We start from the raw sequence: 20,988 nt of genomic DNA on the forward strand, positions 1-20,988 counted from the left end.
GCGCGGACGCGGCGCGATCGATCCCGTGGCAACACTTCGTCACGGCCGGAGCAGGAACAAAGCTTCGCCACGATCCTTCTCGATCGAGGGGGACAAGGTCATCGGCTCGGGGCGCCAATCCGCATTCACGACGTTCGGCACGGAGGCCGACTGGCTCGCCGGGCTGACCGGCTGGATGGTGCTCGGCGCGGTCGTGATCGCGCTGGCGCTGGCCGCGCTGATGATCGCCGCGTCGCGCTCGCGCGAGGGCGCGCTGACCCATCGCCAGGGCATGCGGCTGGTGCTGTGGGCGGGCGGCATCGTGCCCAGCGCCGTGCTGCTCACGCTGCTGATCGTCACCCTGCCCGCGATGCGCCCGATCCGCGCCGCCCGCGATGACCTGCGCGTCACGGTCACCGGCGAGCAATTCTGGTGGCGCATGGCCTATCAGCCCGCCGGCGCCGCGGCGGTGACCTCGGCCAACGAGCTGCGCCTGCCGGTCGGGCGCGACGTCGTGCTCGCGCTCGAGGGCGGGGACGTGCTCCACAGCTTCTGGGTGCCCGGGCTCGCCGGCAAGATGGACATGGTGCCGGGGCGCACCAACACGCTCGTCGTCCATGCCACGCGCGCGGGGCGCTTCCGCGGGCAATGCGCCGAGTTCTGCGGGCTGAGCCACGCGCTGATGGCGTTCGACGTGGTGGCGATGGAGCCCGCCGCCTTCGATGCCTGGCTCGCCGCCGAGCGCCGCCCGGTCACCACCGCCGCCGCGGCGGGCGCGCGGCTGTTCGACGCCCACGGCTGCGGCGGCTGCCACGCGGTGCGCGGCACCGGGGCGGCGGGCGCGATCGGCCCCGACCTCACCCATCTCGGCGCGCGCGCGACCCTGGCGGCGGGAATCCAGCCGCTCACCACCGCCAACCTCACCCGTTTCATCCGGGACGCGCCCGCGGTGAAGCCCGGCGCGCGCATGCCCGCCTACCCGCAGATGTCCGCAGCCGACGCCACCGCGATCGCGCGCTGGCTGGAGACGAACCGATGAGCCTCCACGCGCAGGACGATCCCGCGTTGCGCGCGGCGCAGGAAGAGCGGCTGCGCGCCGTCTGGGCGCCGCCCAAGGGACTGTTCCTGCGCTGGACCGACACCAACAACAACCAGGTCGGCGTGTGGTACACGCTGACCGCCTTCGGCTTCATGCTGTTCGCCGGCGTGCTCGCGCTGATCATGCGCGTGCAGCTGGCGCAGCCGGGCAACGAGCTGGTCACGCCATCGACCTTCAACCAGCTGTTCACGCTGCACGGCTCGATGATGATGTTCCTGTTCGCGGTACCGATGTTCGAGGCGGTCTCGATCATCCTGCTGCCGCAGCTGCTCGGCGCGCGCGACCTGCCGTTCCCGCGGCTCAGCGCGTTCGGCTATTGGAGCTTCCTGATCGGCGGCGTGTTCGTCTCGGGCTCGATCTTCTTCGACGCCGCACCCGACGGCGGCTGGTTCATGTACCCGCCCTTCACCACGCGCACCGACCTCAGCGGGCTCGGCGCCGACATCTGGATGCTGGGGCTGAGCTTCATCGAGGTGTCCTCGGTCGCCGCCGCGGTGGAGCTGATCACCGGCGTGCTCAAATGCCGCCCGCCGGGCATGCGGCTCAACCTGATGCCGCTCTACGCCTGGTACATCCTGGTCGTCGCGGTGATGATCCTGTTCGCCTTCCCGCCGCTGATCGCCGGCGACGTGCTGTTCGAGCTGGAGCGGCTGCTCGGCTGGCCCTTCTTCGACGCGGCCAAAGGCGGCGACCCGATCCTGTGGCAGCACCTGTTCTGGATCTTCGGCCATCCCGAGGTCTATATCGTCTTCCTGCCCTCGATCGCGCTGTTCGCGATGATCGTGCCGACGTTCGCGCGGCGGCACCTGCTGGGCTATCCCTGGATCGTGCTGGCGGCGGTGGGGACCGCCTTCCTCAGCTTCGGGCTGTGGGTGCATCATATGTTCACCACCGGTCTGCCCAAGATCAGCCTGGCCTTCTTCTCGGCGGCGTCGGAGGCGGTGGCGATCCCGACCGGCATCCAGATCTTCGCCTTCATCGCGACGCTCTGGGCCGGGCGCGTCACCTGGTCGACGCCTTTGCTCTTCGTCACCGGCTCGATCGCGATCTTCGTGATCGGCGGGCTGACCGGCGTGATGGTGGCGATCGCACCGTTCGACTGGCAGGCGCACGACACCTACTTCATCGTCGCGCACCTCCACTACGTGCTGATCGGCGGCACGCTGATCCCGCTGTTCGGCGGCCTGTACTATTACTGGCCGCTGATCACGGGGAAGAAGCTGTCCGACCGGATCGGACGCACCGCTTTCTGGCTGCTGTTCGGCGGGGCCAACCTCACCTTCTTCCCGATGCATTTCTCCGGACTGATGGGGATGCCGCGGCGCGTCTTCACCTACCCGCAGGAGCTCGGCATCGGCGGGCTCAACCTCGCCTCGACGATCGGCTCCTGGGTGTTCGCCGCCGGCGTGCTGCTGGTGTGCGTCGACCTCGCGCTGAGCCCGCGCCGGTCGAAGTCGCCGCGCAACCCCTGGGCGGCGGGGACGCTCGAGTGGCTCGCCCACCCCGACGACGAGGACTGGGGAATCCGGTCGATCCCGCTGATCGAGAGCCGCTACCCGATCTGGGACCAGGCGAACTTCGTCGCCAAGGTCGACGAGGGCCGCTTCTTCCTGCCCGACGCGGAGGAAGGCCGGCGCGAGACGATCGTCACCAGCGTGCTCGACGCGCGCCCGGTGCAGGTACTGCGGCTCGGCGGACCGAGCGTGGTGCCGATGCTCACCGCGATCGCGCTGGGCAGCGTGTTCATCCTGACCACCTACCATCTCTATTGGGCCGCGCTGGTCGGGGCGGGGGCGACGCTGGCGATGGTGCTCTACTGGCTGTGGACCGGCACGGCCGAGATCCCGGAGAAGGCGTGCAAGCCGATCGGGCACGGCATCGCGCTGCCGCTGTACCTCTCGGGCGCGTCGGCGAGCGGCTGGTGGGCGATGTTCATCACGATGATGGCCGACGCCACCGCCTTCTCGGGGCTGGTGTTCGGCTATTATTTCTTCTGGACGCGGCACGACGACTTCCCGCCGGGCGGCCCCGGCATGGAAGGTCCGGGCAGCTTCTGGCCGATGCTGGCGATGGCGGTGATGCTGGCGAGCTGGGCACTCACCGTCGCCGCGCGCGAGCTCAACCGGCGCGAGGCGGTCGGCGCCGCGCGCGCGGCGCTGGCGACCGCGGCGCTGCTGTCGCTCGGCGCGATCGGCGCGGGGCTGGCGGGGCCGTGGCTCAGCGGCCTGCAGCCCGAGCTCCACGTCTATCCCGCGATCGTGTGGACGCTGGCGATCTGGACCACCGCGCATTGCGGGGTCGGCGCGATCATGCAGCTCTATACGCTGGCGCGGAGCCTCGCCGGGCGGATGACGTCGCGCCACGACGCCGACCTGCGCAACATCACCGTCTACCAGCATTTCATGGCGCTGACCGCGGTGGTGACCTACGCCACGATCGGCTTGTTTCCGGGGGCGGCATGAAGGAGGACGCCCCCCGCGGCCGGCAGCGCCTGGGCGAGCGCATCCGCGGGCTGCGCGTCACCCTGTGGACGCTGATCGTGCCGCCGACCGTCTGGGCGGTGCATTTCCTGTTCTGCTACCTCTGGGTGGCGGTGAGCTGTGCCAAGCTCGGCGCCTTCCCGCGCTTCCCGGTCGCCTTCGTGGTCGGGACGGGCGCGGCGCTGGCGATCATCCTCGCCTCGGGCTGGATCGCCTGGGTGCAGTCGCGCACGCCCGGCGACGACCCGCCGCACGACGAGGGCACCGACATCGACCGGCTCCGCTTCCTCGCCACCGCGACATTGCTGCTGGCGGGGCTCAGCTTCGTCGCGGTGCTATTCACCGCCGCGCCCGCGCTGCTGCTGACGGACTGCCGGTGAGAGCCGCGCCCGGCCTCGCGCTCGCGCTCGGCACCACCGCGCTCGCCTTCGCCGGGCTCGGCATGACCGGGCATATGGCGGCGCACATGGGCGCCGTGGCGGTCGCCGCGCCAGCGCTCGCCGCCGCGCTGCCGCGGCGTCCGCACGGCGCGGGGGCGCCGCTGCTCTGGGCGATGGTGGAGTTCGCGATCGTCTGGGCGTGGCACTTCCCCGCGCTGCGCGCGCTCGCCGACGCGCACGCCGCCGTCGCGCTCGCCGAGCAGGCGCTGTTCCTCGCCGCAGGGGTCGCGCTGTGGCGCGCCGCGCTGGCGCAGCCCGCGGCCGGCGCGGCGGCGCTGCTGCTCACCTCGATGCACATGACCCTGCTGGGCGCGCTGATCGGGCTGGCGCCGCGCCCGCTCTACGCGATGATGGCGATGCACCCGGCGCCGGGGCTCGACGCGCTCGCCGACCAGCAGCTCGGCGGCGTGGTGATGCTGGTGGTCGGCGGCGCGAGCTACTGCCTCGGCGGGCTGTGGCTGCTCGCCACCCTCTTGCGGGAGCCGCGCGCGGCATGACGATCCGGGTGACCTGGAAGCGGCTGGTCGCCGCGCTGGCGACGCTGGCGGCGGCGGGGCTGCTGTTCGCCTGGTCGGGCATCTTCAACATCGCCGCCTCGTCGGGCCACTGGGCGGTGACCGAGTGGTTCCTCCACTGGACGATGCGCAACTCGGTCAAGACGCACAGCTTCTTCGACTCGCCCGCCGACCCGGTGGCGCGCGACGGCGCGATGGTCAGCGCGGCGGGCCATTTCGCGGCGGCCTGCGCGACCTGCCACGGCGCGCCGGGCCAGCGCCCCTCGCCGGTGATGCAGCGGGCGATGCCGCCCGCGCCCGACCTGTCGGTCAACGCCAAGCAGTGGACCGACACGCAGCTGTTCTACATCCTGCGCCACGGCGTGAAGTATAGCGGCATGCCGGCCTGGGGCGGAGAAGGCCGCGACGACGAGATCCGCCGCATGGTCGCCTTCGTGCGCCGGCTGCCGGTGATGACGGTGGCAGAATATCGCCTGCTCAGCGGCGGCGCGACCGGCGCGGGGACCACCGACGCGCGCGCGCTCGCCGGCGCGACGCTGGCGGGCTGCGCCGCCTGCCACGGCGCCGACGGGCGCGGGCGCGGGCAGCCCGACATCCCCGTGCTCGGCGGGCAGCGCGCCGGCTACCTCGAGGCGGCGCTCGCGGCCTATGCCGACGGTCGGCGGCAGAGCGCGGTGATGGCCAATGTCGCCGCGGTGCTGACCCCGGATCAGCGCCGCGCACTGGCCGCGCGTTTCGCCGCGATGCCGGGGCTCGGCGCGGCGCCCGGGCGCGACGCGCGCGCGCGGCTGATCGTCGAGCGCGGGCTGCCCGAGCGCCAGCTGCCGGCGTGCGCGAGCTGCCACGCGCCGGGCAAGCCGCAGCCGGTGCTCGCGGGCCAGCGCGCGGTATATCTCGCCGAGCGGCTGCGTCACTGGCGCGGTGACGAGAAGATCGTCGACGCGCGCCAGCCGCAGCAGGTGATGCCGGTCATCGCGCGGCGGATCCCGGAGGAGATGATCGAGCCGCTCGCGCGCTACTTCGCGGGGGAGTGAGGTCATTCGTCTCGCTCGCTTCCGTGTTCGTGAGACGACGAGGTCGTGGCCGCGGGCGCGACGAAAAGGGACCACCGGCGGCGCGTTGCAGCCATATGATCGCAACCAGATTTCTCCTGGCGCTGTCGCTGGTGGCAGCGGCTCCCCCGAGCCTATCGGCGATGAAGTGGGAGAAGCGCGTGCTGCTCATCGCCGCACCCGGCGAGCAGGACCCGTTACTTCAGCAGCAGCGACGGATCATGCGCCGATGGACAGCCGCCGCGGCCGAGCGCGACCTCGCGGTGGTCGAGATCGTCGGGAACGACGTGACAGGCGCGAGTGATACGTCGGCAAGCCTGCGCGAGCGCTTCCGACTACCGAGAGACGGCTTCTCGGCCCTCCTGATCGGCAAGGATGGTGGGACCAAGCTGCGCCGGACGCACCCGATCGCTGCGGCCGACCTCGAAGAAACGATCGACGCGATGCCGATGCGTCGCCAAGAACGTCACTGATCGATCCCGGCGCAGCACCGCAGAACACCGGGGTTCCAGCAGCGGGTAGCGACGGGGAGGCGATCTCGCCTCGACCGTTGATCAGTACCAACGCCAGTCCGACGCCGCGCCGCGGCAGCCGCCCGCTGCGCCGCTCCGGTACGCACGGCCTCGCACCACCCGGCCCGTGCGCGCGCCCGTGGGTCGACCATCGCGAAGCGCGAACCGCCCATTGACCAGGACGGTGCCGACCCCCGTCGCCAATCGCGCTGGGCGCTCGTAGGTGGCGCGATCGGTGATCGTGGCGGGATCGAACACCACCACGTCGGCGAACTGCCCGGCGCGCAGCCGGCCGCGATCCTTGATCGCGAGATTGTCAGCCGGCAGACTGGTCAGCCGACGCACCGCCTCGGCGAGCGTGACGTCGTGCGTGTCGCGGACGTAATGGCCGAGCAGCCGAGCGAAATTGCCGTACGCTCGCGGATGGTCCTTGGTACGCAGGAACACGCCCTCCGGCGCGGGCGCGGCCTCGTCCGAGCCGAAGCTCATCCACGGCTGCCGGATCGCCTTGCGGACGTTGTCCTCGCTCATCAGGAAATAGGCGATGCCGACGCGCGAGCCGTCCTCGACCACCAGGTCCATCGCGGTCTCCTCGGGCGAGCTACCGCGCTCGCGCGCCACCGCGGCCAGCGTCTTGCCCGCGAGCGGCTTGAGCTTGGGGTTCTTGAAGCCGAGCAGCAACGTGCCCTCCGCCCCCGCGCCGGCGAGCAGATTCTCCCAGTCCCTCGGGTGCGGGTCGCGCATCGCGGCGGCGACCTTGGCGCGCGTCGCCGGATCCCTCAGCCGCGCGATCCACGCGTCGAGCCCGCCCGCCTGCACCCAGGGCGGCATCGCCGCGTCGAGCCCGGTCGCGCCGGCGGTGTAGGTGTACATGTTCGCGGAGACGCGCACGCCGCGCGCGCGCGCCGCCTCGATCGCGGCGATGACACCGTCGATCTTGCCCCAATTGTCGCGGCCGGCCTGTTTGAAATGGTAGATCTCGGCGGGCGCGCCCGACGCCTCGGCGATCGCGATCGTCTCGGCGACGCCCCCCTCCAGCCGGTCGCCCTCGCTGCGCATATGGACGGTGTAGATCCCGCCACACGCCGCCGACACCTTCGCCAGCGCGATCAGCTCGGGCGTCCTGGCGAACGTGGCGGGCGTGTAGATCAGCATGTCGGTCAGGCCGAGCGCGCCCTGCTCCATCGCCGCGCGCACCAACCCGCGCATCCGCTCGAGCTGCGCCGGCGTCGGCTGGACGTCGTCGGCACCCAGCACCGCCTCGCGTACCGTGCCCGCGCCGACGAAGGAGGCGACGTTGGGCGCGATCGCGCGGCGCGACAGCACGTCGAGATAGCCGCCGAGCGTCGTCCAGGTCACGGGATAGCGGAGGTCGCCCTGCTCCTTGACCATGTCGCGCCGCATCGTCGGGCTGAGCGGCCCCATCGAGAACTCGCCCATCACCTCCAGCGTGATGCCCTGCGCCAGGTCGGACAGCGCGCGGCCGTCGACCAGCAGGCTCTCCTCTGGATGCGCCAGCATATTGACGAAGCCGGGCGAGACCGCCTTGCCGCGCGCGTCCAGCTCGGTCGCGCCGCGCTCCGCGACGTGCGGCGCGACCGTCGCGATCCGGTCACCGGCGATGGCGACGTCGCCGACGAAGGGCGTGCCGCCCGAGCCGTCGTAGATCGTCCCGCCGCGGATCACGACGTCGTAGCGCGGCGGCGACGCGGCACCTGCCAACGGCAGCGGGGCGAGCAACAGGGCGGCGAGCGATATCAGGCGCTTCATGGCGGCTCCTCGGCGGCGAAATCGGGTCAGATCGGCAGCTCGGACGTGGACTTGATCTCGGACAAGGCGACGGTGGAGGTGATCTCCTGCACGCCCGGCAGCCGGCTCAGCTTGTCGAAGAAGAAGCGCTCGTACGCGTCGATGTCGCGCGCGACGATGCGCAGCATGAAGTCGGTCGTGCCCATCAGCACATAGGCGTCGAGCACCTCGGGGAAGCCGCGGATCGCCTCGGCGAACTCGTCGAGGTTGGCGCGGCCGTGCGCGTTGAGCCGCACCTGCGCGAAGATGTGCGCGCTCAGCCCGACCTTGCGACGGTCCACCAGCGCGACGCGGCCGCGGATCACGCCCTCGCGCTCGAGCCGGTCGATGCGACGCCAGCACGGCGAGGCGGACAGGCCGACCTTGGCGGCGAGCTCGGCGACGGTCTGCTGCCCGTCGCGCTGCAGCTCGCGCAGGATGCGACGCTCATAGTCGTCGAGCTGGGTCATTCGTGCCGCGATCCGGGTACATGCGGGATGAACATGCCCCAACGTAGCGGCAGCAACGTGGATGAGGAGACCTTTTCCGCGGCGGCGCTGCCATCCTGTGCGCCAACGATCTTACCGAGGCTCACCCGCATGACCGTCCGCTTCCTCGTCGCCGGCGAGGCCTCGCCCGACCTGCCGCTGCGCGTGCTCAACCTGCTCGCGCTCCGCTCGATCGCGTTCGACGCGGCGTCGGTCGAGCGCGACGGCGACACGTACCGCATCGGCGTCGCGGTGAGCGGGCTGGAGGACGGCGTCGCCGAGCTGCTCCTCGCCAAGATGCGCGCGCTGGTGCTGGTGGAGAGTGCCACGCTCAGTAGTTGAGGCTCCAGCCGATCAGGTGCGCCATCGCGGCGACCCACAACAGGCCGAGGAACGCCAGCGCGACCATCACCGCCCGCAGCCGCACGCCCCAGCCGAACGCGCCGCGGAACGCCTCCACCAGGTTCCACAGCCCGATCAGCGCTGCCGCGATCGGGATCACCGCGGCCACCTGGAGCAACCGGATCGTGCCGTCGAGCGTGGCATTGTAGGCGTCGACCTGCTGGCTCAGGATCGGCGCGACGACGGTGTACCAGCCGGCGACATAGACGAGGTCGGCGACCGCACCGACGCGCACCAGCAGCCGCGCGCGCGCGGCGCGCCCGGTCGCCACCGGCGGCGCGGCGTAGCGGCGGCGGATCCACCAGCCCGCTGGCCAAGCGATCACGGTGAGCAGCAGCACCAGCAGCGACAGGCCGGCGATCGTCTGGAACATCGTCGAGTCGCGCGCCGCCGGCACCGCCTGGAGCACGCCTACCGGGTTCTGGCTGTCGACGAGCGTGCGCCGCCCGCGCAGCTCCGTCACGCGCAGCAGCCGCGTGCCGTCGACCGCGCGCCACAGCCCCGGCGCGATCTCGCGGAAACGCTTGCCCTCGATCGAGGAGACGCTGATCGTGCCGTCGTCGTTGGCGCTGACCACGTCCTGCTGGAGCAGGTAGAACAGGCTGATGAAGCCGGTCTCGACGCGGCGCGAGCTCTCGTAATGCCCCGCCAGCGCGCGCGCGTCCACCGCGGCACTGGCGATCGCGGGCGGCAGCGGCGCAGGCGTGGCGGGGAAGTAGCGGTCCATGAACAGGTCGAACAGCCGCTCGCGCGCGCCATAGACCGCGTCGCGCTCGCCGCGGCTGCTGAAGCTCATGAACAGGCCGACGTTCTTCTCGGGCAGCAGCGCCAGGTCGGTGTGAAACACGATCGTGTCACCGCCGTGGCCGATCACGGTCGTGCCGTTGCGCTGCATCCAGAAGAAGCCGTGCGCCATCGTGTCGAAGCCGGCGGCGGGCGGCGTCGGCGGGCGGTGCATGAACGCGACCGTCCCGGGGCGCAGGATGCGCGCGCCGCCGTAGCTGCCCCCGCCGAGGTGCGCGAGCATGAAGCGCGCCATGTCGTCCGCGGTGGAGGCGACGCTGCCCGCCGGCGCGGTGCCGACCAGCTCATAGGCGTGCGGCGGCCCGTCGCTGGTGTCATACCCCTTGGCGGCGAGCGGCGCGAGCGCGGGCGGCAGCGGCTGGACGAAGGTGGTGTGCGCCATGCCCAGCGGGCCGGTGATGTGGTGCGCGACATAAGCCTCGAACGGCTCGCCCGAGACGCGCTGGACAATATAGCCGGCGAGCGCGACGCCGTAGTTGGAATAGGCCGGCGCCTCACCCGGCTTGAACAGGAAGGGGCGCGTATTCTCCTTGAGATAGCGCTCAGTGGTCTTGAGCAGTTTCGGGTCGCTGGCGAGCAGGTCCTTGAGCCCCTCCTCGAAGCCGCCGCGGTGCTGCATCAGGTCGTTGATCGTCACCGCGCGGCCCGGCGGGGTGATGCGGAAATCGAGGTAGCGGTTGACGTCGGCGTCGAGGTCGATCCTGCCCTGCTCGACGAGCTGCATCACCGCGGTCCAGGTGAGCAGCTTGGAGGTCGAGCCGATCCGCATCAGCGAGCGGCGCGGGTCCATCGGCGTCTTGGCGGCGACGTCGGCGTAGCCGTAGCCCTTCTCGAACAGGATCGCGCCGTCCTTGACAACCGCGACCTGCGCGCCCGCGATCTTCCCCGCCTGGAGCGCGGCGGGCATGTAGCCGTCGAGCCAGGCGCCGACGTCGGCTTCGGTGAGCTGGGGCGCGCTCGCGGGCGTGGCGGGCGCCGGCGGCGTCTCGATGCCGGGCGCCGCGGGCGGCGCTACGGGCGGGCGCGCGGCCGGCGTCGCGGCGACGAGCAGCGCGGGGAGGAGCGCCAGCAGAAGCGTCTTCATCGTCATCCTCTCACCTCGCGGGCTCGGGCTCGAACAGCAGGTCGGCATAGTCGAAGCTGAAATCGGCGATCGGCGACACCGGCCGCGCCGTGACGCGCGCCACCTTGCCCGCGGCGTCGAGCGCGAAGGTGAGATAGGCCGGCTCGATCGCGGGATCGTCGAAGCGCGCGACGAACGTGTCATACTGATAATTTTCGAGCCGCCCCGCCATGCGCGGCGTCGGCACGAAGCGCACCGTCAGCCCGGCGGCGTCGCCTCCGACCTCGATCGGGCCGTACCAGCGGTCGACGTAGCGCCCGGCATAACGCGGCAGCGGCAGCGACGGCCCGACCTGGGCGGGCGCCGCCGCCTTGGCGCGCACCGCCGCCTCGGCCGCGGCGATCCGCTGCGCGCGATAGCGCGTGAAGCGTGCCGGCCAGTCCTGCCGCTTCGCTCCTAGATAATGATCGATCAGCTCCCACATCAGACCATGCCGCGGCGCGGCTTCCTCGCTGTTGAGCTCGATCGCGAAGCCGACATGGCGCGCGGGGATCATCACCACCACCGAGGTCATGCCGAACAGCCCGCCGGCGTGCCACACGATCCGCTCGCCGCGATAATCGCGCACCTCCCAGCCGAGCGCATAGGCGTCGAAGGTCGGGGTGGTCGCCGCGACCGGCTCGGGCAGCGGGGTGATCGGGATCGGCGTCACCGGCGCCCACATCTCGCGCCCCGCCGCGGCGGAGAAGACGCGCGTGCCGTCCGCCGCGACACCGCCGCCCAATTGCAGTTGCAGCCAGCGCGCCATGTCGGTGGCGCTCGCCGCGATCAGCCCGGCGGGCGCGGCGGCCTGGGGCAGCTGGTCGCGCTCGTCGAGCCCGCGCATCGTGCCGGTGCCGCGCACCGCGCCGCCGAAGCGCGCGTGCGGCAGCGCGCGGTTGGGCATCGCCCAGAAGGCCGCCAGCTCGCCCGTCGCGCCCGCCATGCCGGCGGGGGCGAGCACGTGCGCTCGGACATACTCCTCCCACCGTCGCCCGCTGACCGCCTCGATCAGCTGCCCGGCGACGGTGTAGAGGACGTTGTCATAGGCATAGCCGCTGCGGAAGCTGGTCGCGGGCGCGATATAGCGCAGCCGCCGCACGATCTCGGCGCGCGAATAGCTGCCGCGGGGCACGTACAGCAGGTCGCCCGCGCCGAGCCCGAGCCCGCTGCGATGCACCAGCAGGTCGCGCACCGTCATCTCGCGCGTCACCCAGGCATCGTACATCTGGAAGCCGGGCAGATGGTCGACCACCCGGTCGTCCCAGCCGAGCGTGCCCGCATCGACGAGCGTCGCGATCGCCGCCGCGGTCATCGCCTTGGCGGTCGAGCCGATCAGGAAGGCGGTGTCCGCGTCGACTCGCTCGGGCGCGCCCTGTCGCCGCACGCCATAGCCCCGGGCGAGCGTGACCTCGCCGTCCTCGACGATCGCCACCGCCATGCCCGGCGTGCCCGAGGCGCGCATCACCTGCTCGACCCGCGCGTCGAAGCCCTTGGGCGGCGCGGCGGAGGCGGGCGCGGCGACGAGCGTTGCGAGCAGGACAATCGCGGCGTGTCTCATGCGGTCGGCTCCGGCTGGGCCGACCCGCCCCGGCCCACCATGGTGAGCAGCAGCAGCGGCACGACGTAGATCAGGATCAGCAAGGCCGCGAGCAGCCGGTAGCCACCCGCGATCAGCCCGACCAGGCCGACGCGCTCGGCCAGCAGCATGCACGGCGCCAGCAGCGCCAGCGCGAGCAGCGCGCGCGTCGCGGGCGAGAGCGTGTCGCGGCCGCCCGCGCGCGCGACCCGCTCGATGACCGCGTGCACCGCGCCGGTGCCGCTCTCCAGCAACGCGGCGAAGATCATCAGCTGGAAGCCGAGGTGGAACAGCGGGTGGCCGAGCCGCACCAGGATATAGTCGGACGGCAGCACCGCCCCCGCGATCTCGGGAAGGAACGCGGCCATGGTGACGAAGAACAGCAGCGCGGGCAGCATCGCCAGCGGCGCCGCCAGCGCGCCCGCGATCACCGCGTCGCGGCCCGAGCGGAAGTGGCGCGTCACCGGCAGCACGATCACCGCGCCGACGATATTGTAGCCCGCATAGGTCAGCCCGCCGAGCGCCCAGCCCGATGCGGGCGGCCCGGCCGCGGCGAAGGCCTCGCCGATCCGCCCGCCCACGCTCGTGAGCGCGAGCAGCAGGAACAGCGCGTAGGTGGCGTAGAGCAGCACCGAGACCCAGAGGAAGACGCGCTCCACCCCTGCGTTCCCCCAGGCGACGCAGACAGTGATGCCGGCGAGCAGCGCCAGCGTCCCCGCCAAGGGTGGCAGCCCCAGCGTCGCCGCGCCGATCTCCCCCGCCGCGGCGCCGAACACCGCGAGCACGACCACGACGAACAGCGCGTAGGCGCCCTCGAACAGCACCCAGTAGCGCCCCAGCAGCGCCTGGAAGAAGGTGCGATAGTCGCGCGCCCCGACCGCATGCGCGAGCCGGAAGGTGGCGGCGGCGACGACGCCCCAGATCAGCGTCGCCAGCGCCATCGCCAGCACCCCGCCCCAGGCGCCCGCGGGAAGGAAGAACTCGGCGAGCTCGCGCCCGGTGGCATAGCCGCCGCCGATCACCACCGCCTTGAACGCGAGCCCGGGCAGCACGTACCGCCGGAAGCGGTCGGCCGCGGCGGGGCTCAGGCCGCGCATGCGTCGAGCAACCGCTCGAAGGGGTCGCCGCCGCGGATCGGGTCGGCCGCCGGCAGGCCGAGCCGCTCGGCCGTGCGCGCGATCTCCGCCGCCGCCTCGGCCTCGACCATGCCCGCGGTGTTGAGGCTGACGCCGGCGCAGCGGATCGCGGGGTTGGTCAGCCGCCCGACCGCGATCGTCTGCTCGATCACCGCCTCGATCGACGGCACATGGTAGCCCGGCGTGCCGAGGATCTGCGCGCGCGTCGGCTGATGGCAGACGACGAACAGGTCGGGCTGGCTGCCGTGGAGCAGCGCCAGCGACACCGCGGCATAGGAGGGATGGAACAGCGAGCCCTGTCCCTCGATCACGTCGAGGTGGGTGGGTGTCGCGTCGGGGCTGAGCAGTTCGGCGGCACCGGCGGCGAAATCGGCCACCACCGCGTCGATCGCGATGCCCTCGCCCGCGATCATGATGCCGGTCTGCCCGCTGGCACGGAAGGTCGCATCCTGGCCGCGCGCCTGGAGCCCGCGCGCGATCGCCAGCGCACTGTATTTCTTGCCGAGCGCGCAGTCGGTGCCGACGGTGAGCAGCCGGCGCCCCGCGCGCTTGGCGCCTGTCGCGATCGGCAGCGCGGCCGGCGGCTCGCGCACGTCGACCAGCCGCGTGCCCGCGCCCTTCGCCGCCTCGCGCAGCGCGGCGATGTCGCCGAGCCGGGTGTGGAGCCCGGCGACGAGGTCGAGCCCCGCCTCCACCGCGGCGAGCAGCTCGGGCATCCACGCCGCCGGGATCACGCCCCCCTGGTTGGCGACACCGACCACCATCGAGCGCGCGCCCGCCGCCGCGGCGACCGCTGGCGTCATCCGCGGCAGCCCGGTGGAGACGGTCGCGGCGGGCAGCGCGTGCTCGGCGAGGCATCTGTCCGCCGCCCAGTCGCGCAGCCCGAGCGCCGTCTTGGCGAAGCCCGGCTCGGTCGCGTCCCCGAGGAACAGCAGGTAGGGCGCCGCCAGCGCGTGCACCGCGCGCGGGGGAGAAGCGGGAGCCTCGCGCACGATCAGAACCCGACGCCCAGCGTGGCGCCGATCGTGCGCGGCTGGATCGGGCTCACCTCGATCGCGCCGTTGGGGCGGGTCGGATAGGTCCCGGCCGAGATCAGCCCGCGCGAGTCACCGATGTTGCGCGCGTAGACCGACAGGTCGAACCGCCCGAGCGACACGCCGGCGCGCAGGCTGGCGGTGGTATAGCCGTCGAAGGTGATGCGACGGCCGAACAGGTCGCGATAGGCCGCGTCGAAATTGCCGAGCCGGTCGCTCACCGTCGAGACATCGGCGCCGACATAGGGCCGCGCGCCGTCCCAGTCCCAGCTGTATTCGGCGGAGACGTTGGCGTTCCACGTCGGAGCGAACGGCAGCTGGTCGCCGTCGCGCCCGCCGTTGGAGGTGTCGCCGCGCAGCCGCGTGTTGTTGTAGGCCACCGTGGTGGTGACGGTGAAGCCGCGCGTCGGGCGCAGCGTCGCGGTCGCCTCGACGCCGTAGCTGCGCGCGCCCTCGCCGTTGGCGTCGGCCGAGATCGGGCCGGCGTCGGTCTGGAAGGTCGCGACGATCAGCGTCTTGTCCCAGTCCAGGTAGTAGCCCGACAGGTCGATGCCGAAGGTCCGGTCGGCGGTCTCGGCGCGGATGCCCGCCTCGTAGCTCATCAGCGTGTCGGCGTCGGTCTGCAGCGGATAGTCGGGGCCGGCACCGGGCGGCACCACGTTGGGGCCGCCGGGGCGATAGCCCTTGGCGACGCGCGCGTAGACCTCGCTGTGTGGCGCGAACTCGTAGCGCGGCGACACCGACCAGGTGAACACGCCTTCCTTGGAGGTCGCGCGGTTCTGCGACGCGCCGTTGAACAGCGCGCCGTCGAGCGTCTGGGTGGTGCGCTGGTCGTTGTGGCTGTAGCGCCCACCCGCGGTGAGGTCGAACTTGTCGCTGAGGTGCAGCGTCGCGCTGCCGAAGCCGGCGAACTCCTTGTAGGTCGAGTCGAGCTGCGCCAGCACCAGCCCGTTGAAGCCGGGGATCTTCGGCACCGGCGTGACCGGGCGCCCGGTCGCGGTGTCGAACGGGTAATAGCGCTGGTACAGCTGCCCCGGCTCGCGTGTGTAATAGCCGCCCACCAGCCATTCGAGCGTGGCGGAGCCGTTGGAGGCCAGCCGCAGCTCCTGTGTGAATTTCTTCTGCGTCGAGCGGTTGGGATAATAGATGCCGTAGGCGTCGGGCGCGAGGCCGTAGATCGCCGAGGACGCATATTGCGCCAGGGTGATCCCGCCGAGGTCGTTGTACGACACGTCGCTGCGATCGGTCGCGACCTGGCGGCTGTAACTCGTCACCGAGGTGAAGCTGGCGAAGCCCAGGTCATAGTCGAGCGTGCCGGTGTACAGGCGGTAGCTCACCTCGTTGCGGTCGGGGAAGAGCTGGTAGCGCACCTCGCGCCCGCCGGTGGTCGCGCCGGTGAACGGGTCGGCGGTGATCGGGCGCAGCGTCGCCGCGTCGGCGTCGAAGGCATTGCGCGAGTCGACCTCGATGTTCTGCAGCACCGCGGTGAGCCGCAGCGACAGCCGGTCGGTCGGCTTGAGCAGCAGCGAGGCGCGGCCACCGTAGCTGCGCGCGCGGTTGACGTCATCGTCGGCGATGCCGATCGCGTCGATATAGCCCGCGGTGCGGCGGTAGAAGCCGCTCGCGCGCAGTGCCACCGCGTCGCCGAGCGGCACGTTGACCAGCGCGTTGCCGGAATAGCCGGTGCCGCCGTCGCGCACCGTCTCGACGCCGCCCTGGCCGCGCGCCTCCCACTCGCCCAGCTTGGGCGCGACGGTGACATATTTGACCACGCCGCCCAGCGAGTTGGCGCCATAGAGCGTGCCCTGCGGCCCGCGCAGCACCTCCAGCCGCTCGATGTCGAACGTGTCGAAGTCGCCCGCCAACGTCGCGCCGTTGGTCTGGCCGGTGCTCGAGCCGAACGGCGTATCGTCCAGATAGACCGCGACGGTCGGGCTCGCGCCGCCGGCGTTGATGCCGCGCAGCACCACGCGGGTCTGGCCGGGGTTGCCCGACTCGAACGACAGGCCGGGGACCAAAGCGGCATAGTCGGCGATGGTGCGCGCCTGACGCTGCTCCAGCGCCTCGCCGCCGAGCACCGACATCGACTGCGGCACGTCGGACAGGAGCTGCTCGCGCTTCTGCGCGGTGACGATGATGTCGCCGACCTGCGCCGTCTCGCGCTCGGGCGGCGCGGGATCGGGCGACGCCTGCTGCGCCGCCGCTGCCCCACCGAGGAAGAGCGCCAGCGCACTCGCGACCGACGCGCTACGACGAATGTTCCTCATCGCTTCCCCCTCGGTGTTGCCGATCAGGATGCTAATGTCCTGATCGGAGAATAGTCAACCGCTAATCAGCGCCGCTCTCCCGCCCGCACCACCGCGACCGATGCGGGATCGATCGCCGCCAGCAGCGCCGCGGCGAGCGCGGCCAGTCCGGCGAGCAGCAGGAAGAAGGCGCCGTGTCCCAGCGCGGTCCAGGCGGTGCCGACCAGCCCGGCGGCGAGGCTGCCCGCGAAGGTGGCGAGATACCAGGCCGCCACGGTGGTCGCGCCCATCCCCGCGGGTGCGAGCCGCGCGAACAGCCCCAGACCGGTCGGCAGGATGTGCAGCTCGCCCACCGTGAGCAGCGCGAAGAACAGCGCGAGCCACAGCCAGTGCGACGCGCCGCCGCGCGCCGCCAGCACGGCGAGCAGGAGATAGGCGCCCGCCACGATCAGCGCGCCCACCGCCATGCGCCGCACCGGCCGCTCCGCGCCGCCGCGCTCGGCGCGACGTCGCCAGCGCGCCAGCAGCGGCGGCGTCATCGCCATGACGAACAGCGGGTTGAGCGACTGGAACCACGTCATCGGCACGATCGCGTCACCGGCGCGGCGATCGACCCCAGTGTCGGCCCACAGCGCCACGGTGTTGCCGACCTGCTCATACGCGGCGCGGAAGACGGTGACGCACAGCGCCACCGCGACCAGCAGCAGCGCCACCTCGCGCGTGAAGCGGCCGCGCGGCGCGGAATGGCGCACCGGCGCCGCGCGCGCCGTCGCGGGCAGGTAGCGCTGCCCCCACAGGTAGATGCCGAGCCCCGCCACCATGCCGACGCCCGCCGCGCCGAAGCCGTAATGCCAGCCGTACAGCTCGCCCAGCGTCCCGCACAGCAGCGGCGCGAGGAAGCCGCCGATGTTCACGCCGACGTAATAGACGTTGTACGCCCAGCCGACGCGCGGGTCGCCGGGCGCGTAGAGGTCGTCGATCTGGCTCGGCAGGCTCGGCAGGAACAGTCCGTTGCCGAGCGCGATCGTCACCAGCGCGACGTAGAAGAGCGGCTCGAACGCCATCATGAAATGGCCCAGCGCCATGATCGATCCGCCCAGCACGATCGCGCGCCGCTTGCCGAGCAGCCGGTCGGCGATCACGCCGCCGAGGATCGGGGTGAAATAGGCGCAGGCGGTATAGGCGCCGTAGATCAGCGAGGCCTGTGCCTGCCCCAGCATCAGCTGCTTGGTCATGTAATAGACCAGCAGCGCGCGCATCCCGTAGTAGGAGAATTGCTCCCACATGTTGGTGAGGAACAGCACCGTCAGCCCGCGCGGCTGACCGAACCAGGTCGGCGCGGGCGGCGCGGCGGCGCTCACCCGCCCCATACCTCCGCGCCGGCGTAGAGCAGGCCGTCGTCGTAGCGCACGCCCGGCGCGCGATCCTCGGCGAGGAAGGTCGGGCCGTCGAGGTCGACCAGGTCGGCGAGCTGGCCCAGCACGAAGCCGGGCGCGGTGGCGAGGCTGGTGCCGATCATCGTCCCCACCATCACGCCCAGCCCGAGCCGGCGCGCCTCGGCGGCGATCAGCAGCCCCTCGGTGAGCCCGCCACACTTGTCGAGCTTGATGTTGACCACGTCGAACCGCCCGACCGCCCCGGCGACGTCGTCGAGCGTCAGCAGGCTCTCGTCGCCCGCGACCGCGATGGCGGAGCGATAGCCGTCGAGCGCCGCCTCGGCGCCGCGCGCGAGCGGCTGCTCGAGCAGCGACACGCGGTGCGGCAGCAGCCCCGCGACCAGCGCGTCGAGCTCGGCGCGCGCGAAGCCCTGGTTGCCGTCGACGCCGAGCCACACGTCGGGGCGTGCTTCCCGGATCGCGGCGACGCGCGCGAGGTCGAGGTCCAGCTCACCGGTCAGCTTCACCTTGATCGAGCGCGCCCGCGCGTAGCCGCGGGCCACCGCCGCCATCGCCTCGGGCGTGTCCGCGCTGACGGTGAAGGTGGTGACGATCGGGCGCGGCGGCTCGCTCAGCCCCGCGAGCCGCCACACCGGCGTGCCGCTGCGCCGCGCTTCCAGCTCCCACAGGGCCGCGTCGACCGCGTTGCGCGCGCCGCCCGCTGGCATCAGCGCGCGCAGCTGCTCGCGCGTCGGCCCCGCCTCGACTGCCGCGCGGGCCGCCTCGACGTCGGCCAGCATCTTGGCGAGATCGTCGCCGAGGTAATAGGCGCCGGCGCCCTCGCCGCGTCCGCGGTGGGTGCCGTCGTCGAGCGTGACGACCAGCACCTCGGCGGTCTCGAAGACATAGCCCGAGATGCGGAAGGGCTGTGCCAGCCGCAGCGTCGCGGTCTGAGTGGCGAGCCGCAGCATCAGTAGAACACCGTCAGCGCGAGCAGGTGGAAGGCCGCGGCGACCCACAGCACCACCAGCGTGGCGAGCAGCAGCAGCACCGCCCACAGCTTGCGCGTCCACGGCCGATCGCCGCGGAGTGTCACGACCGCGTTCCAGCCGGCGATGCCGACCGCGCCGACGAACACGACGATGCTGGCGAGCTGCAGCAGCGTGAGCGCGGCATCGCCCGGCGCGCTGTCGCCCAACAGCACCGAGACCAGCCAGAACCAGCCGCCCAGCACCAGCAGCACCGCCAGCGCCATCACCCGCGCCGCGCGCGCCGCTCGCAGCGACACGCCGGCGAGCGGCGCGGCGGCCTGGTAGCGGCGCCGCAGGTACCAGTTCGCGGGCCAGAACAGCGCGGTCAGCAGCAGCACCGCGAGGCTGGCGTAGAGCGCGGGCAGCAGCCAGGCGGCGTCGCGGTAGACCGGCACGCGATCCCACACCATGAAGGGCGAGACCAGGTCGAAGCTCCACCGCACCGGCTGCCCGTCGACGAGCTGCGCGGCGAGCCGGTCGTGCCCGGCAGGATCGCGCCAGACATAGGGCGCCACCTCGACCCAGGTGACCGGCACGCCGTTGGCGCCCTTGACCGAGGGGATGATCAGCCGCCCCTGCGCGTCGGCGCCCACCTCGGCCTGGCCGAAGAGGTTGGCGATATCGACGAAGTTGGTGAAGGACGAGCGGCTCACCTGCCAGTGGCCGGCGAGCGCCGCGGCGTGCCGGCGCGCGGTGGCCGGATCGACGCGCCCGGCCGGCAGCGTCGCGCCGGGGAAGTAGCGGTCGGCGAAATCCTGGAAAAGCTGCCCGCGCGCGACATGCGCCGCGCCGTCGCGCCCGGCCGAGTTGAACGAGACGTACAGCCCGGTGCGCTCCGCCAGGAAGAGGTGGAGCGAGGTGTGCATCTGGTTGGTGTCGCCCAGGTGCGCGATCACGCGGCGGCCGTTGATGTTGGTCTCGAAGAAACCCAGTTCCATGCGGTTGAGCGGCGGGATCAGCGAGCGCGGGTTCACCTTGGCGAGCGGGCTGTCGTGCATCAGCGCCGCGGTCTCCGGACGCAGCACGCCGCGCCCGCCGTCGAGGTGCGCGATCATGAACTTGGCCATGTCGAGCCCCGAGGCGGAGAGCGACCCCGCCGGGCCGGGCACGACGATCTCGAACGGCTTGGGATCGCCCGAGCCGAGCGGATAGCCCTGCGCCATCAGCCCGCGCAGCCGCGGCGGCAGCGGCTGGCGGAAGCTCGCCGTGCGCATGTCGAGCGGCCGGAAGATGCGCTGCTCGACATAGTCGTCGAACGGCACGCCGCTGACGCGCTCGACGATATAGCCCGCCAGCGTCGTCGCCCAGTTGGAATAGGCCGGGGTCGTGCGCGGCGCGTAGACGCGCGCGGGGACGTGGCGCTTGAGATAGGCGCCGATCGGCTCGACGTCGCGCGCGTCATAGGTGATCAGCTTCTTGTTCGCCTCCTCGAACCCGGCGGTGTGGGTCATGATCTGGCGCAGCGTGATAGGCTGGCCATGAAAGGCGGGGATGGCGAAATCGAGGTAGCGGTTGACGTCGGCGTCGAGGTCGAGCTTCCCGGCTTCGACCTGCTGCATCACCGCGGTCCAGGTGACGAGCTTGGAGACCGAGCCGGGGCGGAAGAGGGTGAGGTTCGGGTCGACCGAGCGGCGCTTCGCCACGTCCGCATAGCCGTAGCCGCGCGCCGCGATCACCTGGCCGTCGCGCACCACCGTCACCACCGCGCCCGCGATGTCGCCGCTGTGGAGCGCGTAGGGCATATAGCCGTCGAGCCAGGCGGTAACGTCCTCGCCGGTGAGCGCTCGACCGGTCGTAGGAATAGCCGGCGGGGCGGGCGCGGCCGGCTGCGCCACCGTCGGTGCGCCTGGCGTCACCGGCGCCTGTGCTGGCGCCAGCGCAGCGACCGCCGCCGCGCCGAACGCCGCCGACAGCCACGCGAGCAT

General features: G+C 72.1%; 17 protein-coding genes. 7 read left to right on the top strand and 10 right to left on the bottom strand.

Features of this window, described 5'->3' with window-relative positions:
- Window positions 1–25 precede the first annotated feature (25 nt).
- The 6 genes from coxB (at window position 26) to FHY05_RS02450 (ending at window position 6,038) form a co-directional block, all read left to right on the top strand.
- Entirely contained in the window at window positions 26–1,018 is a 993-nt protein-coding gene (gene coxB / locus FHY05_RS02425; RefSeq protein WP_311732348.1) for a cytochrome c oxidase subunit II, read from the top strand.
- A complete protein-coding gene (gene ctaD / locus FHY05_RS02430) occupies window positions 1,015–3,540 on the top strand; it encodes a cytochrome c oxidase subunit I (protein WP_183942794.1) in 2,526 nt (841 codons plus the stop codon). Before coxB ends, ctaD begins: the two co-directional genes overlap by 4 nt.
- Window positions 3,537–3,938, top strand: coding sequence for a hypothetical protein (locus tag FHY05_RS02435; RefSeq protein WP_183942795.1), 402 nt, complete (start codon window positions 3,537–3,539; stop codon window positions 3,936–3,938). Before ctaD ends, FHY05_RS02435 begins: the two co-directional genes overlap by 4 nt.
- Complete coding sequence (locus tag FHY05_RS02440; RefSeq protein ID WP_183942796.1) at window positions 3,935–4,495, top strand: cytochrome c oxidase assembly protein; 561 nt, start codon at window positions 3,935–3,937, stop codon at window positions 4,493–4,495. The genes FHY05_RS02435 and FHY05_RS02440 overlap by 4 nt, the downstream gene beginning before the upstream one ends.
- A complete protein-coding gene (locus FHY05_RS02445; RefSeq protein ID WP_183942797.1) occupies window positions 4,492–5,547 on the top strand; it encodes a c-type cytochrome in 1,056 nt (351 codons plus the stop codon). The genes FHY05_RS02440 and FHY05_RS02445 overlap by 4 nt, the downstream gene beginning before the upstream one ends.
- A gap of 161 nt (window positions 5,548–5,708) precedes the next feature.
- Window positions 5,709–6,038, top strand: coding sequence for a DUF4174 domain-containing protein (locus FHY05_RS02450; RefSeq protein WP_260181092.1), 330 nt, complete (start codon window positions 5,709–5,711; stop codon window positions 6,036–6,038).
- An 81-nt stretch (window positions 6,039–6,119) separates the two neighbouring features.
- On the opposite strand, the gene FHY05_RS02455 is transcribed toward FHY05_RS02450, so the two are convergent.
- Together FHY05_RS02455 and FHY05_RS02460 are read right to left on the bottom strand one after the other, a co-directional pair.
- A complete protein-coding gene (locus FHY05_RS02455; RefSeq protein WP_183942798.1) occupies window positions 6,120–7,847 on the bottom strand; it encodes an amidohydrolase family protein in 1,728 nt (575 codons plus the stop codon).
- 26 nt (window positions 7,848–7,873) lie between these two features.
- Window positions 7,874–8,335 carry an Lrp/AsnC family transcriptional regulator gene (locus FHY05_RS02460; RefSeq protein ID WP_183942799.1) on the bottom strand — a complete coding sequence of 154 codons (462 nt, stop codon included), beginning with the start codon at window positions 8,333–8,335 and terminating at the stop codon, window positions 7,874–7,876.
- A 129-nt stretch (window positions 8,336–8,464) separates the two neighbouring features.
- Here FHY05_RS02460 and FHY05_RS02465 point away from each other — a divergent pair, with 129 nt between their 5' ends.
- The gene (locus FHY05_RS02465; protein ID WP_183921250.1) at window positions 8,465–8,695 is read left to right on the top strand and encodes a hypothetical protein; all 231 of its coding nucleotides are present in this window, start codon (window positions 8,465–8,467) and stop codon (window positions 8,693–8,695) included.
- Here the strand turns inward: FHY05_RS02465 and FHY05_RS02470 are convergent.
- The 8 genes from FHY05_RS02470 to FHY05_RS02505 form a co-directional block, all read right to left on the bottom strand.
- Window positions 8,685–10,643: a serine hydrolase gene (locus tag FHY05_RS02470; protein ID WP_183942800.1), complete on the bottom strand. Its 1,959-nt coding sequence runs from the start codon at window positions 10,641–10,643 to the stop codon at window positions 8,685–8,687. The genes FHY05_RS02465 and FHY05_RS02470 overlap by 11 nt on opposite strands.
- A gap of 10 nt (window positions 10,644–10,653) precedes the next feature.
- The gene (locus FHY05_RS02475) at window positions 10,654–12,222 is read right to left on the bottom strand and encodes a serine hydrolase (RefSeq protein ID WP_183942801.1); all 1,569 of its coding nucleotides are present in this window, start codon (window positions 12,220–12,222) and stop codon (window positions 10,654–10,656) included.
- Window positions 12,219–13,337: a hypothetical protein gene (locus FHY05_RS02480; RefSeq protein WP_183942802.1), complete on the bottom strand. Its 1,119-nt coding sequence runs from the start codon at window positions 13,335–13,337 to the stop codon at window positions 12,219–12,221. The genes FHY05_RS02475 and FHY05_RS02480 overlap by 4 nt, the downstream gene beginning before the upstream one ends.
- Complete coding sequence (locus FHY05_RS02485) at window positions 13,325–14,374, bottom strand: DUF1611 domain-containing protein (protein ID WP_221190986.1); 1,050 nt, start codon at window positions 14,372–14,374, stop codon at window positions 13,325–13,327. Before FHY05_RS02485 ends, FHY05_RS02480 begins: the two co-directional genes overlap by 13 nt.
- Window positions 14,371–16,677, bottom strand: coding sequence for a TonB-dependent receptor (locus FHY05_RS02490; RefSeq protein WP_183942803.1), 2,307 nt, complete (start codon window positions 16,675–16,677; stop codon window positions 14,371–14,373). The genes FHY05_RS02485 and FHY05_RS02490 overlap by 4 nt, the downstream gene beginning before the upstream one ends.
- A gap of 65 nt (window positions 16,678–16,742) precedes the next feature.
- Window positions 16,743–18,026 (bottom strand): peptide MFS transporter, encoded by a 1,284-nt coding sequence (locus tag FHY05_RS02495; RefSeq protein ID WP_183942804.1) that lies wholly within the window; start codon window positions 18,024–18,026, stop codon window positions 16,743–16,745.
- Window positions 18,014–19,003 (bottom strand): dipeptide epimerase, encoded by a 990-nt coding sequence (locus FHY05_RS02500; RefSeq protein WP_183942805.1) that lies wholly within the window; start codon window positions 19,001–19,003, stop codon window positions 18,014–18,016. Before FHY05_RS02500 ends, FHY05_RS02495 begins: the two co-directional genes overlap by 13 nt.
- Window positions 19,003–20,988, bottom strand: a complete 1,986-nt coding sequence (locus tag FHY05_RS02505) for a serine hydrolase (protein WP_260181093.1) — start codon at window positions 20,986–20,988, stop codon at window positions 19,003–19,005. The genes FHY05_RS02500 and FHY05_RS02505 overlap by 1 nt, the downstream gene beginning before the upstream one ends.

The sequence above is a fragment of the Sphingomonas sp. BK580 genome (genome assembly GCF_014194975.1).
Classification (GTDB): Bacteria; Pseudomonadota; Alphaproteobacteria; order Sphingomonadales; family Sphingomonadaceae; genus Sphingomonas.